15 protein-coding genes are annotated in these 15,978 nt (G+C 67.8%); 2 read left to right on the forward strand and 13 right to left on the reverse strand.

Annotated elements, in window-relative coordinates; translation table 11 throughout:
- Positions 1-6: 6 nt before the first annotated feature.
- The 4 genes from HNP02_RS00975 to mutA form a co-directional block, all read right to left on the reverse strand.
- On the reverse strand, positions 7-915 hold the full coding sequence (locus HNP02_RS00975) for a CAP domain-containing protein (protein ID WP_184433224.1): 909 nt from the start codon (positions 913-915) through the stop codon (positions 7-9).
- A 77-nt stretch (positions 916-992) separates the two neighbouring features.
- Positions 993-1,973, reverse strand: coding sequence for a methylmalonyl Co-A mutase-associated GTPase MeaB (meaB, locus tag HNP02_RS00980; RefSeq protein ID WP_184433227.1), 981 nt, complete (start codon positions 1,971-1,973; stop codon positions 993-995).
- Entirely contained in the window at positions 1,974-4,229 is a 2,256-nt protein-coding gene (scpA, locus tag HNP02_RS00985; protein ID WP_375373630.1) for a methylmalonyl-CoA mutase, read from the reverse strand.
- A gap of 19 nt (positions 4,230-4,248) precedes the next feature.
- Positions 4,249-6,090, reverse strand: coding sequence for a methylmalonyl-CoA mutase small subunit (gene mutA / locus HNP02_RS00990; protein ID WP_184433233.1), 1,842 nt, complete (start codon positions 6,088-6,090; stop codon positions 4,249-4,251).
- Between the two features lie 136 nt (positions 6,091-6,226).
- On the opposite strand from mutA, the gene HNP02_RS00995 reads away from it, so the two are divergent.
- Positions 6,227-6,982, forward strand: a complete 756-nt coding sequence (locus HNP02_RS00995) for a TVP38/TMEM64 family protein (protein ID WP_309241354.1) — start codon at positions 6,227-6,229, stop codon at positions 6,980-6,982.
- Here the strand turns inward: HNP02_RS00995 and HNP02_RS01000 are convergent.
- Genes HNP02_RS01000 through HNP02_RS01010 form a run of 3 tightly spaced genes read right to left on the reverse strand, consistent with a single transcriptional unit; the run spans position 6,972 to position 8,978 of the window.
- Positions 6,972-7,331 carry a DoxX family protein gene (locus HNP02_RS01000; protein WP_184433240.1) on the reverse strand — a complete coding sequence of 120 codons (360 nt, stop codon included), beginning with the start codon at positions 7,329-7,331 and terminating at the stop codon, positions 6,972-6,974. The two genes, HNP02_RS00995 and HNP02_RS01000, sit on opposite strands and share 11 nt — an antisense overlap.
- On the reverse strand, positions 7,328-8,527 hold the full coding sequence (locus HNP02_RS01005) for an SPFH domain-containing protein (RefSeq protein WP_184433242.1): 1,200 nt from the start codon (positions 8,525-8,527) through the stop codon (positions 7,328-7,330). The genes HNP02_RS01000 and HNP02_RS01005 overlap by 4 nt, the downstream gene beginning before the upstream one ends.
- 19 nt (positions 8,528-8,546) lie before the next feature.
- Positions 8,547-8,978, reverse strand: coding sequence for an NfeD family protein (locus HNP02_RS01010; RefSeq protein ID WP_184433245.1), 432 nt, complete (start codon positions 8,976-8,978; stop codon positions 8,547-8,549).
- Between the two features lie 59 nt (positions 8,979-9,037).
- Here HNP02_RS01010 and HNP02_RS01015 point away from each other — a divergent pair, with 59 nt between their 5' ends.
- On the forward strand, positions 9,038-9,901 hold the full coding sequence (locus HNP02_RS01015; RefSeq protein WP_184433248.1) for a hypothetical protein: 864 nt from the start codon (positions 9,038-9,040) through the stop codon (positions 9,899-9,901).
- A 271-nt stretch (positions 9,902-10,172) separates the two neighbouring features.
- Here the strand turns inward: HNP02_RS01015 and HNP02_RS01020 are convergent, their stop codons facing one another.
- The 6 genes from HNP02_RS01020 to HNP02_RS01045 are packed head-to-tail and all read right to left on the reverse strand — an operon-like array spanning position 10,173 to position 15,911.
- Positions 10,173-11,177, reverse strand: coding sequence for a ferrochelatase (locus HNP02_RS01020; protein WP_184433251.1), 1,005 nt, complete (start codon positions 11,175-11,177; stop codon positions 10,173-10,175).
- A 2-nt stretch (positions 11,178-11,179) separates the two neighbouring features.
- Positions 11,180-11,989 (reverse strand): NADH-dependent enoyl-ACP reductase InhA, encoded by an 810-nt coding sequence (gene inhA, locus HNP02_RS01025; RefSeq protein ID WP_184433254.1) that lies wholly within the window; start codon positions 11,987-11,989, stop codon positions 11,180-11,182.
- A gap of 17 nt (positions 11,990-12,006) precedes the next feature.
- Positions 12,007-12,723: a 3-oxoacyl-ACP reductase FabG1 gene (gene fabG1 / locus HNP02_RS01030; protein ID WP_184433257.1), complete on the reverse strand. Its 717-nt coding sequence runs from the start codon at positions 12,721-12,723 to the stop codon at positions 12,007-12,009.
- Between the two features lie 51 nt (positions 12,724-12,774).
- Positions 12,775-13,782 (reverse strand): VWA domain-containing protein, encoded by a 1,008-nt coding sequence (locus tag HNP02_RS01035; RefSeq protein WP_184433260.1) that lies wholly within the window; start codon positions 13,780-13,782, stop codon positions 12,775-12,777.
- Between the two features lie 21 nt (positions 13,783-13,803).
- On the reverse strand, positions 13,804-14,727 hold the full coding sequence (locus HNP02_RS01040) for a DUF58 domain-containing protein (protein WP_184434882.1): 924 nt from the start codon (positions 14,725-14,727) through the stop codon (positions 13,804-13,806).
- 35 nt (positions 14,728-14,762) lie between these two features.
- Positions 14,763-15,911: a MoxR family ATPase gene (locus HNP02_RS01045; protein ID WP_184433264.1), complete on the reverse strand. Its 1,149-nt coding sequence runs from the start codon at positions 15,909-15,911 to the stop codon at positions 14,763-14,765.
- Positions 15,912-15,978 lie beyond the last annotated feature (67 nt).

Genomic DNA, 15,978 nt, shown 5'->3' on the forward strand with positions numbered 1-15,978 from the left:
CAGGGGTTAGGGATTGCCCATGTTCACGGTCCAGTAGTGGCCGCCGGGGCCGCCCTGCAGATACGCCGCTCCTGCCTGGCTCAAAGCGCAGTTCAGAATGATGTTGCGATGCCCCCAAGCCAGCGGCCCATCATCCTGCATCCAGGCCTGGACCACCGCGGCGGCCGTCGGGTAACCCATCGCGACGATCTGCGCGCGAAGAGAATGGAAACCGGCCTGGTCGATCGGCGCACCCGCATCCGTGGACATCTGCATCCCGTCCGGCGTCGACGCGTGCATGTGGGGCCGGGTCATCACCCATTCGACGGGTTGGCTGGCCAGGAAGTCATTGTGCACCGCCGCAGTGTCCGCCAACGCCTGGGAGCTCTCGAAGGGGCCGTCGCACGGGGCCATGGCGGCGCCGGCGGTGTCACCGCGGGGTGGGTACGACTCCGGATGTGTTCGGGCGTCGTTGACCAGCACTTCGATTTCCGAAGCGCCGACGTTGGGGTTCCCAAGCTGGGTGGGAAAGCAGGCCAGAGGAAGTACCGAGTCGAAGTACGCGCCATTTGCGGTGCCGTATGCCGTGGCGTCGTTGCCCACGTCGCCGATGTATCGGCCGACCGTGCCGTCGTCCCAGCGGATGGTCAGATCGAAGTGGCGAGGGCCCGTGAAGCCACCACCGACGGTTCCGTTCATCGTCGGGCGGGAAGTGTTCGTCGCGATGGCACGCCCAAAGGCCTGCGTTCCAGTGGAGGCGAAGCTCGTATGGAAGCCGTCACCCTGCCTGAACAGCACATCGCCAGCGAAGCCGTATTGTTCGCAAACGGGCGGCTGTGTATCCGCGTGGGCCGACACGGCGAAGGTTGCTGCCGCGGCGAATACCGTTGCAGCGGTGAACAACTGCGATCCGATGACGATGGTTCGTCGTGACATCGCAGTTTCCTTCGATTAGCCGGCGCGTGTTTGCCATTGTGGGCGCTTCGGTTTGACCGCGCCCGCAATTCGGCCAATCAGTGCGAGTCGGCGGCGCCGAGAATCTCCTGCGCAGCGAGCGCCGGCGTCAGTTCGCCATCCCGCACCCGACGCTCGACGTCGGTCCGGATCCGGCGTACGTCGGGGTGTGAGAGAACGCGGTCCAGCACGGTGTCGCGCACCATCGACCACGTCCAATCGACTTGCTGGGTACGTCGTTTCGCGTCGAACTCACCGGCGTCGGTGAGCACCTGGCGATGCTTGAGTACTGTGTCCCACAGCTCGGTGAGCCCGTCACCATGCAGTGCGCTCATCGTGAGAACCGGTGGACGCCACAGTGTTTCGCGGGGATAGATGAGGCGGATCGCACCTGCCAACTCGCGAGCGGCGGCCTTCGCCTCGACGGCGTGCGCACCGTCGGCCTTGTTCACCACCACGATGTCGGCCAGCTCGAGCACGCCCTTCTTGATCCCCTGAAGCTGGTCGCCGGTGCGCGCCAGCGTCAGGAAGACGAACGTGTCCACCATGTTGGCAACCGTCACCTCGGACTGCCCCACCCCCACCGTCTCCACCAGGATGACGTCGTAGCCACCCGCCTCCAGCAAGACGATGGTCTCCCGAGTGGCTCTGGCCACGCCGCCGAGCGTGCCCGACGTCGGCGACGGCCGGATGTAGGCATCGGGGTGCACCGCCAGCCGCGCCATCCTGGTCTTGTCGCCGAGGATCGAGCCGCCTGTCCTGGTGGACGACGGGTCGACGGCCAGCACCGCGACTCGGTGGCCCTGGTCGATCAGGTACATCCCGAGCGCTTCGATGGTCGTGGACTTGCCGACGCCGGGCACCCCGGTGATGCCCACGTGCAGAGCGCTGCCCGCGTCCGGCATCAGCTCCAACAGCAGTTGCTGGGCCTGTTCCCGGTGGTCGGCCCTCGTCGACTCGACGAGCGTGATGGCTCGCGGCAACGCGGCGCGGTCGCCGTTGCGGACAGCCGCCGCGAGCTCACGCAGAGAGGAGTCCATCTAGCCGAGGTCGTAGCCGAGACGCTCGGCCAGCTTGTTCAAAAGGCCGATCGCGGCGTCGGCGATCACCGTGCCTGGCGGGAAGATCGCCGTGGCGCCCGCGGCGTACAGCTCGTCGAAGTCACCGGGCGGGATGACGCCGCCGACCACGATCATGATGTCGGGCCTGCCCGCCTCGGCGAGTGCATCGCGCAGCGCGGGGACCAAAGTCAGGTGGCCGGCCGCAAGGGATGACACCCCGACGACGTGAACGTCGTTGTCGGCGGCCTGACGTGCGACCTCGTCGGGTGTGGAGAACAGCGAACCCACGTCGACGTCGAAGCCGATGTCCGCGAACGCCGTTGCGATCACCTTCTGGCCGCGGTCGTGGCCGTCCTGTCCCATCTTGGCGACAAGGATGCGGGGCCTGCGGCCGTCGGCCTCGGCAAATTTCTCCACCAGTTCGGTTGCGGCACCTAGGTTGCTGACCTTCCCCACCTCATCCCGGTAGACGCCGGCGATGGTGCGGATCTCGGCCTCGTGTCGACCGTAGACCTTCTCCAGCGCATCGGAGATCTCGCCGACCGTGGCCTTGGCGCGGGCGGCGTCGATGGCCAGCGCCAGCAGGTTGTTCCCGAGGCCGTCCTCGCCCGCCGGCCCGGAAGCGCTTGCAGCCCTGGTGAGTTCGGCCAGCGCCGCCTGAGTCGCCGCTTCGTCCCGATCCGCACGGAGCTGCTCGAGCTTGGCGATCTGTTCGGCACGCACCCGGCTGTTCTCAACCTTGAGGACCTCGATCTCCTGGTCCTCGTCGACCTGGTACTTGTTGATGCCGATCACCGTCTGCGCGCCAGAGTCGATGCGGGCTTGCGTGCGCGCCGCCGCCTCCTCGATCCGCAGCTTGGGGACGCCGTCATCGATGGCCTGCGCCATCCCGCCGTGCTCCTCCACCTCTTTGAAATGGGCGCGTGTGCGCTCCGCCAATGCATGGGTCAGCCACTCCACGTAATACGAGCCGCCCCACGGGTCGATCGGCCGGGTGGTGCCGGATTCCTGCTGCAGCAGCAGCTGGGTGTTGCGGGCGATGCGGGCCGAGAAGTCGGTGGGTAGGGCGAGCGCCTCGTCGAGGGCGTTGGTGTGCAGCGACTGGGTGTGGCCCTGGGTGGCGGCCATGGCCTCGATGCAGGTGCGGGCGACGTTGTTGAACGGGTCCTGGGCGGTCAGCGACCAGCCCGAGGTCTGCGAGTGGGTGCGCAGCGAAAGCGACTTCTCGCTCTTCGGATCGAACTGGGCGACGAGCTCGCTCCAGAGCAGCCTGCCCGCGCGCAGCTTGGCGACCTCCATGAAGAAGTTCATCCCGATGCCCCAGAAGAACGACAGCCGCGGCGCGAACTTGTCGATGTCCAGGCCCGCGGCGAGCCCCGCCTTGATGTACTCGACGCCGTCAGCCAGAGTGTACGCCAGCTCCAAATCCGCTGTGGCACCGGCCTCTTGGATGTGATAGCCCGAAATCGAGATCGAGTTGTACTTCGGCATCAAGGTGGCTGTGTAGCCGAAGATGTCGGAGATGATCCGCATCGACGCCTTGGGCGGATAGATGTAGGTGTTGCGGACCATGAACTCCTTGAGGATGTCGTTCTGGATGGTCCCTGCGAGCTTCTCCGGGGGCACCCCCTGCTCTTCGGCGGCGGCCACGTACAGCGCGAGGATCGGCAGCACGGCGCCATTCATGGTCATCGACACCGACACCGCCGACAGGTCGATCCCGTCGAACAGCTGGCGCATGTCGAGGATGGAATCGATTGCCACCCCTGCCATCCCGACGTCGCCACTCACGCGCGGATGGTCGGAGTCGTAGCCACGGTGGGTGGCAAGGTCGAACGCCACCGAAAGACCCTTCTGGCCAGCGGCGAGGTTGCGGCGGTAGAACGCGTTGGACTCCGCGGCGGTGGAGAAGCCTGCGTACTGGCGAATGGTCCACGGCTGGTTGACGTACATCGTCGGGTACGGCCCGCGCACGAACGGTGGTGCGCCGGGGAAGCTGTCCAACGGGTAGCCCGCGGCGGCCACCGCGTCACGGTCGGCGCCGACGTAGACGGGCCGGACGTCGATGCCCTCTGGAGTCGCCCAGTCCAGCTGACCCGGGGTGTAGCCGTGCGCGGCGGCTGCGGCGGCGACGTGCTCGGTGACGGCGGCTTGCGAAACGGGTGGGGCCGGCGGCTCCGACCCATTCCCGCCGTCCAGCGGAACGTCGGCGAAGCTTGCGATGCCCTGTCCAATACCCGCAGTGGCAGTCACGTCAGGCCCCCAATCTGGTGAGCAGGTCCGACAGCGCGCCGACCGCGTCGATCTTTGCGGTCAGATAGCCGTCGGGTTTCGAATCCGCTTCTGCCACCGCCTTTTCCGGGCCGGCGAGCAGAACGTGTGACACGCCCGCCTTCCGAGCGGCATCGACCGCTGCCGATGCCTCGGTTGCGTAGCGCGCATCGGTGCCGCAGATCACCGCGACCTCGAAGGCCCCGGCACTCTCGGAGACGGCTTCGATGCCACCGGATGCCAGCAGGTTCGTGGCGAACGTGGTGCGGATGTTGTGCTCGGCGAGCGGTCCGAGAGGGAGCAGCAGGGCCCTCGGCCGGGCCCCCGTCGCAGCGAGGTGAGCGTCGGATCGGTCCCTCAACGCCTCGAACCCCGCCGCGTAGCGCGCTACCCCCGGGGTGTCCGTCTGAGCGGGCAGGGGCGCCTCGGCGAGGTTGGGATATTCGTTGACGCCGGTGACGGCGGTGCGCCGGTGGGCGATGTCGTCGGCTCGACGGTCACGCACCTGCCCGATCTCGGCGGCGACGTAGTCGCGTGCGTCGACGAAGCCGCCACGGGACTCGACGTCCTGGAAGTGCTTCCACGCCTGCTCGGCGAGGTGACGGGTGAGGTCCTCGACGTGCCACGACCCTCCTGCCGGGTCAAGGACGCGCCCGACGTGTGATTCCTCGAGCAGCAACAGTTGGGTGTTGCGAGCCATCCGGCGCGCGAAAGTGGCTGCGGTGCTGGGCAATCCGCCGGGGATGGCACTGTCGAACGTCTGCACCACCACGGTGTCCGCGCCCCCGACGCCGGCAGCGAACGCGGCGAGGGTGGTGCGCAGCATGTTCACCCAGGGGTCCCGCTGGGCCATCATGGGAGCCGACGTCACGGCGTGCACGGTGGCGGCCCCTGCCGTGGGTTCGCCGACCACCTCGGCGACCCGCGCCCACAGCTGGCGCGCCGCGCGAAGCTTGGCGATCGTCATGAATTGGTCGTCGTCGGCGGCGTACCGGAAGCTCACCTGACGCAGCGCATCGGCGACCGACACCCCGTTCTCGCCGAGCACCCGCAGGTAGCTCACGCCTGCAGCGACGGCGCCCGCGAGTTCCCACGACGCGCTGGCACCCAGATCGTGGAAGGCGGGACCGTCGACGGTGATGGCGCGCACGCCGCCGCCGTACCCGACCGCCTTGACCGCGATGCCGACGACGTCGTCGAGCGACGGCGTCGCGTGGGCGCTGAGTGCTGCGGTCAGTGGGTCGGCACCCAGATCCACCGACAACCTGGCGCGCCGTTCGTCGTCGAGGTCGACGACCAATGCGAGCAGCGCCTCGGCGGCCGTGACGAATTCGGCGCCCGCGGCCCGTACGTCGACGATCACCGGCACCAGTTCGAGGAAGACGCCTTCCAGCCACCTGTCGAGTTCGGTCGCGGCGATGGCGCCTGCACCGACCCGCAGCACCAGCGCGCTGGTGCCCTCGGTCAGCGCGGCAAGGACCGCCCCGTTGCCCTCGGCGACCGATGCCGCGTCTCCCCCTCTGTTGACGGGGAACTCCTCGGCCACCTTCCAGCCCGCCTTCACGTCGCGCAGCGCATCACCGCCACGGACGAACGGCCACTGACCGGGCAACGGCGCTTCCGGCAAGCCGTCCAGCGCGGTGTAGAGCGGGCGAATCGGAAAGCCGTCGTAGGTGGGCGAGTCGAGGAGCCGGTCTGGCTCGGCGCCGAGATCCGCAGGATCCTTCCTGGTGCTCTTTGCCAGCACGCCCGCGACCGCGGACCGCCAGCGCACGCGTTCCGCCTCGGTGAGGCTGGCACTGGACTCCTGTACGGACACCGGCATCTCCTGTTGTCTCGCGTGTGACTTACCACCCGGCCATCAGGCTAAATGATCGCGATCGCGCGCATGACCGCCGGGCAGGCGACTCGCCGCCATGCTGGCGAGAGCCGGCCAGCTCATCCACGTACTGTTGACAGGCGTGAAGCCCGTCGTCAACACGTTGCGCGCAGTATGCGCCGCGATCGTCGCGACGGCGTCGCAAGTTCCCCGCCGACGAGTCGTGATGCTGGCAACCGCGATTGTGATTCTCGTCGCAATGGCCGTATGGGTGCCGCTACCCACCGCGGTGCAGCTCCGGGACTGGGCCACCTCGGTCGGTCCGTGGTTCCCGCTGGCCTTCCTCGGCGCCCACATCGTGGTCACCGTGTTCCCGTTCCCGAGGACCGCGTTCACGCTCGCCGCCGGGCTGCTGTTCGGCCCGCTCCTCGGCGTCGCCATCGGTGTGGTCGCCAGCACCATCAGCGCGGTCATCGCCCTGCTCCTGGTGCGCGCCGCGGGTTGGCAACTCAGCCACCTGGTCAAGCACCCGCGGGTCGACGTGCTCGACGCGCGGCTCCGCGAACGGGGCTGGCCTGCGATCCTGTCGATGCGGATGATTCCTGCGGTGCCGTTCTCCGTGCTCAACTACGCGGCAGGCGCCTCCGCGGTGCGGGTGCTGCCCTACACGCTGGCGTCGTTCGTCGGCCTGCTGCCCGGCACCGCCGCCGTCGTCATCCTCGGTGATGCACTCACAGGAAACATCAGTCCCCTGCTGTTCCTGGTCTCGTTGTGCACGGCCGGCCTCGGCGTCGCAGGGATGGTCTACGAGATCCGCACACACCGCCGCCACCACAGGGCGCACACGTCCGCGCAGGTCTCCCCTACGAGCGAAGCCGAGCCGGCCGTCACGCCCTGACCGAGGGCCCCTTGAGCGTCATCGCCGCGTACGTCGCGAGGAACGCCGCCGCGGGAATGGCATTGACGGGCTTGTCCTTCGCGCGGACGTGGGCGCCGACGGCGAGACCGAAGTACACCGTCAGCATCGCCGTGGTCAGTCGCGCCAGCCGGGGATACCGGCCGACCGACAACAGTCCGACGGCCGCCGCGACCTTCACCGGCGGGACGATCCTGCGCAGGTTCGCGGGCACCCCAAGATCGTCGAAGGACTTGGAGATGGCCGGCAGGGGTATCGCACATGCCACCGCGTCGCCCGCCTGGAAGGCGGCGAGCGCCGCGTAGGTCCGCTTCGACGTCAGCGCACTCATTGACCGTGCCGCGGCTGCCCGTAATCAGGGGTTGGCGGCTGGGCCTGCTGCGACAGCGGCGCGTACTGCGGCGGCGGGTCGATGACCCCCTGAACCGGAGTCCGCGCCTCGGCCACCGCCTGGGCAACCGCCTGCGCGATCTCGGGGTCGGTCTTGGTGTTGAACCACTCGGCGACCTCGGTGGAATCGTCCTCCGGCTTGGGCAGGTCTTCCTCGACGGGCGACGGCGTGTAGCGGAAGACGCCGTCCTCTCCCGGCGCACCCAGCATCTTGGCGAAGCCTTGAAGAGCGGCACCGAAGTCGCTCGGCACCAGCCAGACCTTGTTCGCCTCGCCCTTGGCCATCAGGGGCAGCGTCTGCAGGTACTGATAGGCCAGCATCTCGGGGGTCGGGCGTCCGGCCTTGATCGCGGCGAACGTCTTCTCGATGGCCTTGGCCTGGCCCTGCGCCTGCAGGTAGGACGCGGCACGTTCACCCTGGGCACGCAGCATGCGGGACTGACGGTCGGCTTCGGCGGCCAGGATGGCCGCCTGCTTGGCGCCCTCCGCGGAGAGGATCTGAGCTTGCTTCTGTCCCTCCGCCTGCTTGATCGACGCCTCCCGGTTGCCCTCGGCGGTCAGGATCATGGCACGCTTCTCGCGGTCGGCGCGCATCTGCTTCTCCATCGAGTCCTGGATCGACGGCGGCGGGTCGATGCTGCGGAGTTCCACCCGCGCGACGCGCAGTCCCCACCGGCCGGTGGCCTCGTCGAGCACGCCGCGGAGCTGGCCGTTGATCTGGTCGCGCGACGTCAGTGCCTGCTCGAGCGTCATACCGCCGACCACGTTGCGCAGCGTGGTGGTGGTGAGCTGCTCGACACCGACGATGTAGTTGCTGATCTGGTACACCGCGGCCTGCGGATTGGTGACCTGGAAGTACACGACGGTGTCGATGTTGACCGTCAGGTTGTCCTCGGTGATCACCGGCTGCGGCGGAAATGACACGACTCGCTCGCGCAGGTCGACCCTGGCGCGGATCTTGTCGATGAACGGCAACAGCAGCGTCAGCTGACCCGACACGGTCTTGCTGTAGCGGCCAAGGCGTTCGATCACCGCGGCCTCGGCCTGCGGTATCACCTTGACGGACTTGGCAACGACGACGATGGCGAACAGCACCAACACGGCCACCAGGACTAACCCGGCAACGGCACCTTCCATGACTGAATCCTCCCCAATCTCAAATGGTCTTGAAGACGACCGCGGTTGCGCCGTCGATTCGCATGATGGTGACGTGGTCGCCCGGTTCGAAGACATCGTCGTCGTTGAGCGGCCGTGCCGTCCATACCTCGCCGTCGAGTTTCACCTGGCCCTCGTGACGACCCACCCGATCGAGCACCAGTGCGCTCTTGCCTTCCAGGGCCTTCATCGGCTCGGGAAGGCCGGTGCCTGCGGTGAACCGGCGGCGCAGTGCGGGGCGCACCAGCACCACCAGCAGGAGTGCGACCACCAGGAAGACGACGCCGTCGAGCACGTAGTTGTCGACGAGCAGGCTCGACACGACGGCGGCCAATGCGCCTCCGCTGAGCATCAGGAGGAAGAGATCACCGGTCAGCGCCTCGGCACCAGCGAGGCCCAGCGCCGCGACGAGCCAAAGCAACCAAACGGGCATGGGCGCAGCCTATCGCGTGCGCAGCCTGCCGAGCCGGCAACAACTACACTGCGAGCATTATGTGGAGCCCAAGTGTTTCGCTGTCGGCGTGGAGCAACGCCTGGCTTGCCGGCCTCGCCGCGCCCGACGACGTTCTGGACGCGTTGTCACAATGGGCACCAAGGCATTCCGTCACCGCCTATGACTCGGTCGCGGCGGGGCGTACCGGGCTTCCTTGGCCCGATCTCACCGACGCGGGCGCGGTGTCACTGTTGCAGACGCTGCGCACCGCGGCGGGGCCCATCACCGGGGAGCCCGCCATCTCGGTGGCGTTGCCGGTGCCCGGTGACGTGCGGGGCCTTGCTGCAGGCACCCAGTTCCAGGCCGACGCCCTGACGGCCGGTGAGGCGATCATCGTGTCGCGACCGGGTTCGGAGGCGGTGGGACTGGTCCCGGAGTTCGCCTACGACGACGGCTATGGAGACGCTGACGAGGACCACGACTACGACCCGGAGATCAGCTGCCTTTCGTGGACCGTGTACTCGCTGTCAGACGTACCGGTCGGCGAGCACGTCGATCTCGGGGCTGCGGAGTACGAGCTCCGATCGGCGGTGCGTGCGGCCGCCGACGCCCTCACCACGCTGCGCGCGGGAGCGACGGGTGCAGACGTCGCCGATCCACGCGGACTCGTCGAGCAGGTGCTCGAGGCGGGGCGGTTGCACAAACTGCCCGAGCACGCCCCTGAGCGGGCACTTAGGGTGCTGGAGAACGCCGCCCACGTCGACGCCATCATCACCGTGAGTTCCGGGCTGATGCCGATCGGGCTGCAGTCGTCGTCCGAGATGCAGATCGCCAACGAGGCGCTTCGGCCGCTGAACGGCGTGGTGCGCACGGCGCGGATCGCCGCCGTCAGCGCGATCCTGCAATCGGCCTGGCGCCGGTAGTCACACCAGGAGGACCGCGGCGAGCGCCGCGAGGATCAGCACCAGAACAACTGCCCCGATGATCCACGGCAGCTTGCTCTTCGGTGGCGGATCCAAACGGTGGGGGTCGAAGCCCGGTTGCAGGTAATCCGGGAGGGGCCTGCCATGATCGGCAGGCTCTTCATAGGGGGCACTATCCCCGTAACCTGGCTGCACTCCGCACTACCCCCTGACTCGCGGCGCCGGTGTAAATCGACGCTATCACGGCATTTCGAGGTAGCTGCGCGGCTTTTCAGTCCGGCGCGTCTGCCACGCTACAGCCGCATTCGGGCACGGATTCCGACCCGGGCAGTCGTGCGGGTTCACTGCCGAGACGCAGCTCGTCGATCAGCTCGGCGGCCAGCCGCGCGAATCGCGGATCGGCGTTCGGCGTGGTTGCCCGTGCGAATGCGATCCCGGCTTCGTCGGCTTGGGTGCGCAGCTCGTTGTCGAGATCCCACACCACTTCGATGTGGTCGGCGACGAAGCCGATCGGGCAGACGATCACCGCCCTGGTACCCCCCTCGGCGAGCGCCGAAAGGTGGTCACCGACATCGGGTTCCAGCCAGGGCACGGTCGGCGGACCGGAACGCGACTGCCACACTTGATCGTATTCGTCGTACCCCGCGGCCGTAGCGACCAACCGCGTCGCGTAGGCCACCTGCCTGCTGTAGACCTTCGGCCCCTCGCGCTCGTCGGCCGCGATCGGGACCGAATGCGCGGTGAACACCAGCCGGGCACCGGCACGCAGGTCATCGGGCAGCGACGCCGCCGCGGCCGCGATCCCGTCGGCGAACATCTCCACGAACAGCGGATGGTCGAAGTAATGCCGCAGCTTGACCAGCTCGGGCGCGCCCTCTCCCGCCGCCGCCCTACCGCGGGCGATGTCCTCGAGGTATTGCGTGCAGCCCGAATATCCGCCCCAGGCCGACGTGGCGAACACCGCCGCTCGTCGAATACCGTTGTCCCGCATCTGGGTAACGGTGTGTTCGACGTATGGATCCCAGTTGCGGTTGCCGAAGTAGATCGGCAGGTCGGCGCCACGGCGATCGAATTCTGCGCGCATCTCCTCGATCAGCGCGCGGTTGATCCCGTTGATCGGCGAGACCCCGCCGAAGTGGAAGTAGTGCTCGGCGACCTCGTCGAGGCGTGCCGGTGGGATGTTGCGACCGCGGGTGACGTTCTCCAGGAACGGCCGAACCTGCTCGGGGCCTTCTGGGCCACCGAAGGACAGCAGAAGGACGGCATCGAGGTCCATCGCTAGAGCAACTGCGTGTGCGCGCCGCCGTCGGCGTACACGATCGTCCCCGTGGTCGCTGGCAACCAGTCGGACAGCAAAGCGCAGACGGTCTTCGCAACCGGCGTGGGGTCCTTCATGTTCCAGCCGACCGGGGCACGCTGATCCCAGCCCTCCTCGAGCAGCCGCATCTGATCGCCAGCCTCGGCACCGAGCGCACCGCCCACGATGGCACTCATCGCGAGCGTCCGGATCGGGCCTGCGGCAACCAGATTCGATCTCACCCCGAACGGACCTGCCTCACGGGCGACGAACCGGTTCACCGACTCCAGCGCGCTCTTGGCCACCGTCATCCAGTTGTAGGCAGGCATCGCACGGGTCGGGTCGAAGTCCATGCCGACGATGGAGCCGCCCGAGTTCATCACCGGCAGAGTCGCCTTGGCCAATGAGGCATACGAGTAGGCCGAGATGTGGATGCCCTTGGCGACGTCCTCGTAGGGGGCGTCGAAGAACGGGTTGATGCCCATTCCGGTCTGTGGCATGAACCCGATCGAGTGCACAACGCCGTCGAGCTTGTTGCCCTCACCGATCACCTCGGCGACGCGGTCGGCGAGGCTGTCCAGGTGCTCCTGGTTCTGCACGTCCAGCTCCAATAAGGGAGCCGGACTGGGTAAACGACCAATGATGCGCTGAATCAGCTTCATCCGATCGAACCCCGTCAGAACCAGCTCCGCCCCGGCCTCCTGCGCGACCTTGGCGATGTGGAATGCGATCGACGCGTCGGTGATGATCCCCGTGACGAGGATGCGCTTGCCTTCGAGAAACCCTGCCATGAAAGTCCTTATCTCCTTTAGTGGCCCATGCCCATGCCGCCGTCGACCGGGATCACCGCACCGGCGATGTAGCTGGCGTCCTCGGATGCGAGGAAGCTGACCGCCCCTGCGACCTCCTCGGCGGTGCCGACGCGCTTCGCAGGAATGAACTCCAGCGCCCCTGCCTGAATGCGGTCGTCCAACGCCCGGGTCATCTCGGTGTCGATGTAGCCAGGAGCCACCACGTTCGCGGTGACCCCGGCCTTGGATAGCTCCCTGGAGATCGAGCGGGCCATGCCGATCAGACCGGCCTTGGCGGCCGCGTAGTTCGCCTGGTTGCCGATACCCCACATACCTGAGACCGAACCGATGAAGATGATCCGGCCGAACCGCTTGCGCTGCATGCTCCGCGACGCGCGCTGTGCCACCCGGAACGCCCCGGTGAGGTTGGCGTTGATGACGTTTTCGAAGCGCTCCTCGGTCATCCGGATCAGGAACGCGTCCTGGGAGATGCCGGCGTTGGACACCAGCACCTCCACCGCGCCCTGGTGCTCCTCGACCTCCGTGAACGCGCGATCGACGGCAGCGGTGTCGGTGACGTCGCATTCGACGCCGAAGAGGCCCTCGGGCGCGCCCGACCCGCGGTGGGTGACGGCCACCTTGTGACCGTCGGCGGCCAGTCGTTGCGCGATGGCCAGACCGATACCGCGGTTGCCGCCGGTGACCAGAACGGAGCGCGAAACGAACTCAGGCATCCGGTAAACCTATCGTCCCGCCGCGGTCAGCCCGAAATCGACCGCCACGTCTCAGCCGGGCAGGCGGCGATTCAGCAGCAGTGCCGCCAGCGCCGCGAACGCAAGCACCAGCGCGCCGATCCGCAGCCAGCCTGCGCTGGCCTCGCCCTTGGTGGTCTCGTAGCCGATCTGCTGCTGGAGCGTGGTGAAGACCTCCTTCAGCTGCTCGAGGCTGGACGCCGTGTAGGCGTTGCCGCCGGACAGCTCGGCGATCTTCTTGAGCATCTCGGAGTCGACCGGCACCGGCTGTTGCTGGTCGTTGATCGTGACGGTGCCATACGGCGTTCCGAACGAGACCGTGGAGATCGGCACGCCCTGATCCTTCGCGGTGCGCGCGGCGGTGTAGGCGCCCTTCGGGTTCTCCGGGTTGGACGGCACCGTCTCCTTGCCGTCGGACATCAGCACGATGCGCGCGGGCGGGGGTTCGTCGCCGCCACCCATCACCGCACCGACGGTCGCGATGGCCTGCAGCGCGGTGAAGATGCCCTCACCGGTGGCGGTGCGATCGGCGAGTTGCAGTTGGTCGATCGCGGCCTTAGTGGCCGCACGGTTGGTGCTCGGCGACGTCAGCACCGTGGCGGTACCGGCATAGGCGATCAGGCCGAGGTTGATGCCAGGAGTGAGCTGGTCGGCGAACTGCTTGGCGGCCTCCTGCGCGGCGACGAGGCGACTTGGCGCCACGTCGGTGGCCCGCATCGACTGCGACACGTCGATCACCAGCATCACCACGGCGCGGTTGCGCGGAATCCGGACGTCGTGGGTGGGTCCGGCCATGGCGGCGGTCAGGAACGTCAGCGCTACCACCAACAGGATCGCGGGCAGGTGCCGCCAGCGCGACGACCGCTTCGGCGCGACGCTCTCCAACAGCTCCATGTTGGCGAAGCGCAGCATCCGCTTCTGGCGCCGCATCTGCACGACGACGTAGAGCCCGACCACGGCGAGGACCACCAAGAGGAACAGGAAGTACCAGGCGTGTTCGAAGCCCGAAAGCGTCATCGGGCCGAGCAACGGCAATGTCATGTGCAGCTAGTCATTTCGGGTCTAGCGGCCAGCGGTGAGAGCACCGCGGCGGCGATTGGCGGCAACGAACCTGACCACGTCCGCGATCCAGTCCCGGTCGGTGCGCAGGGTCATCAGTGGCGCGCCGCAGCGGCGAAGCGTGCGGGCCACCTCGGCGCGGTGGGCCTCCGCGGCCTTGGCGAAGTCGGCGCGCAACTGTGCATCGATGGTGAACTCACGGGTGACCCCGGACTCGGTGTCCTGCAGGATGACCTCGCCGACGTCGGGCAACTCGACGTCGCGCGGGTCGATGATCTCGACGCCGAGCACCTCGTGTCGTCCCGCGATGGCGCGCAATGGCCGCATCCAGTCGATCGGGCCGAGGAAGTCACTGATGATCACCGCCATGCCGCGGCGCCGCTCGGGACGGCGCAGCGCGTCGATCGCGGCACCGAGGTCACCGCGCACCCCGAGTGGCGCCTTGGGCGTGGTGGCGATGGCCCGCAACAACTCCTGTTCGTGCAGGCGGCCCGACAGCGCGGGCACCCGCCTGGTGACGTCACCGTTGGTGATGATCGCGCCGAGTCGGTTGCCGCCCCCGCTGTTCAGGAACGCGATGGACGCGGCTGCCGCCACGGCGAGGTCACGCTTCTCACACCCGGCGGTGCCGAAGTCCAGGCTCGCGGACACGTCGACCACCAGCCAGGTCTCAAGCTCGCGGTCGGCGATCATCTGTCGGACGTGCGGGTGGGTGGTGCGCGCCGTCACCGACCAGTCCATCCGCCGCACGTCGTCACCGGGCTGGTAGATGCGCGACTCCCCCGGCTCCGAACCCGGACCCGGCATCAAACCCTGATGATCACCGTGCAGGACGCCGTCGAGCTTGCGGCGCACCGTCAGCTCGAGCTTGCGCAGCGCCGCCGACAGTGCGGGATCGCGAATCTCGCCGCGTTGCAGCGACGGCAGGTCTACACGGCCCTTCGCGCCCCCAGAAGAGGGAGTCACCGACCGCTGGCCGCCGCCGCCGCGGGCATGGCGGGTGCCACCGAATGACCTTGCTGCGGAATGGCGTTCACCTGAGGCAGCCCAACCGTCTGAAGGATCCGGTTGATCACGGTCTCCGAGGAGATCTCGTCGGCGAGCGCATCGTAGGTGAGCACCAGACGGTGCCGCAGCACGTCGGGGATGACCTCGACGACGTCCTGCGGGATGACGTAGTCGCGACCACGGATCAGCGCCAGCGCGCGCGAGGACGCGATGATGCCAAGCGAGGCGCGCGGCGATGCGCCGTAGGCGATCCACGCCTTGGCATCGGGCATGCCGAACTTGTCGGGCTCGCGGGTCGCCGTGACGACGCGGACGACGTAGTCGACCAGGGCGTGGTGCACGAAGATGTTCGAGGCGACGTCCTGCAGTCTCAGCAGGTCGCCGGGGTTGAGGATCTGCTTCGGCTGGGGTGGCGTGACACCCATCCGGTAGATGATCTCGCGCTCTTCCTCGGGCGTCGGGTAGTCGATGTTCAGCTTGAACAGGAAGCGGTCACGCTGCGCCTCGGGCAGGGCGTAGACGCCTTCCTGCTCGATCGGGTTCTGCGTCGCCATGACGAGGAACGGGCTTGGCAGCGGGAAGGTCTTGCCGCCGATCGACACCTTGCGCTCGGCCATCACCTCGAGAAGGGCCGACTGCACCTTGGCGGGAGCGCGGTTGATCTCGTCGGCCAGCAGGAAGTTGACCATCACGGGGCCGACCTCGATGTCGAACTCCTCCTTGCCCGCGCGGTAGATGCGGGTACCGACGATGTCGGTGGGCACCAGGTCGGGGGTGAACTGAATGCGGGCGAACGTGCCGCCGACGACCTTGGCGAACGTCTCCACCGCCAGTGTCTTGGCCACGCCTGGCACACCCTCGAGCAGGACGTGGCCCTTCGCGAGCAGGCCGACCAGCATCCGCTCGACGAGCCGGTCCTGGCCGACGATGATGCGCTTGACCTCGAAGATCGCGCGCTCCAGCGTGTGCACCTCAGCCTGAAGTCCGCCAGCCTGTTGGCCTCCGTTGGGCGGGCCCTGCTGGGTACCCGGCGTGAAACCCTGGGTCGGGCCCTGACCGGAGAAACCTCCTGCGCCCTGCGGCGGCCCACTCGGTGACGTCATTCAGCTTCCTCCCACATGTTCAATTCCGACGGGCAGTTCAGACCGCTGGTCATGGTCCATCTTCAGG

The organism is Mycobacterium sp. AZCC_0083 (assembly GCF_014202335.1).
Lineage (GTDB): Bacteria > Actinomycetota > Actinomycetes > Mycobacteriales > Mycobacteriaceae > Mycobacterium.

Excerpts from the sequence above, each read along its gene's own strand:
- HNP02_RS00975 (WP_184433224.1), bottom strand. The coding sequence starts at position 915 with ATGTCACGACGAACCATCGTCATCGGATCGCAGTTGTTCACCGCTGCA.
- meaB (WP_184433227.1), bottom strand. The coding sequence starts at position 1,973 with ATGGACTCCTCTCTGCGTGAGCTCGCGGCGGCTGTCCGCAACGGCGAC.
- mutA (WP_184433233.1), bottom strand. The coding sequence starts at position 6,090 with ATGCCGGTGTCCGTACAGGAGTCCAGTGCCAGCCTCACCGAGGCGGAA.
- HNP02_RS01000 (WP_184433240.1), bottom strand. The coding sequence starts at position 7,331 with ATGAGTGCGCTGACGTCGAAGCGGACCTACGCGGCGCTCGCCGCCTTC.
- HNP02_RS01005 (WP_184433242.1), bottom strand. The coding sequence starts at position 8,527 with ATGGAAGGTGCCGTTGCCGGGTTAGTCCTGGTGGCCGTGTTGGTGCTG.
- HNP02_RS01010 (WP_184433245.1), bottom strand. The coding sequence starts at position 8,978 with ATGCCCGTTTGGTTGCTTTGGCTCGTCGCGGCGCTGGGCCTCGCTGGT.
- HNP02_RS01015 (WP_184433248.1), top strand. The coding sequence starts at position 9,038 with ATGTGGAGCCCAAGTGTTTCGCTGTCGGCGTGGAGCAACGCCTGGCTT.
- HNP02_RS01020 (WP_184433251.1), bottom strand. The coding sequence starts at position 11,177 with ATGGACCTCGATGCCGTCCTTCTGCTGTCCTTCGGTGGCCCAGAAGGC.
- inhA (WP_184433254.1), bottom strand. The coding sequence starts at position 11,989 with ATGGCAGGGTTTCTCGAAGGCAAGCGCATCCTCGTCACGGGGATCATC.
- fabG1 (WP_184433257.1), bottom strand. The coding sequence starts at position 12,723 with ATGCCTGAGTTCGTTTCGCGCTCCGTTCTGGTCACCGGCGGCAACCGC.
- HNP02_RS01035 (WP_184433260.1), bottom strand. The coding sequence starts at position 13,782 with ATGACATTGCCGTTGCTCGGCCCGATGACGCTTTCGGGCTTCGAACAC.
- HNP02_RS01045 (WP_184433264.1), bottom strand. The coding sequence starts at position 15,911 with ATGACGTCACCGAGTGGGCCGCCGCAGGGCGCAGGAGGTTTCTCCGGT.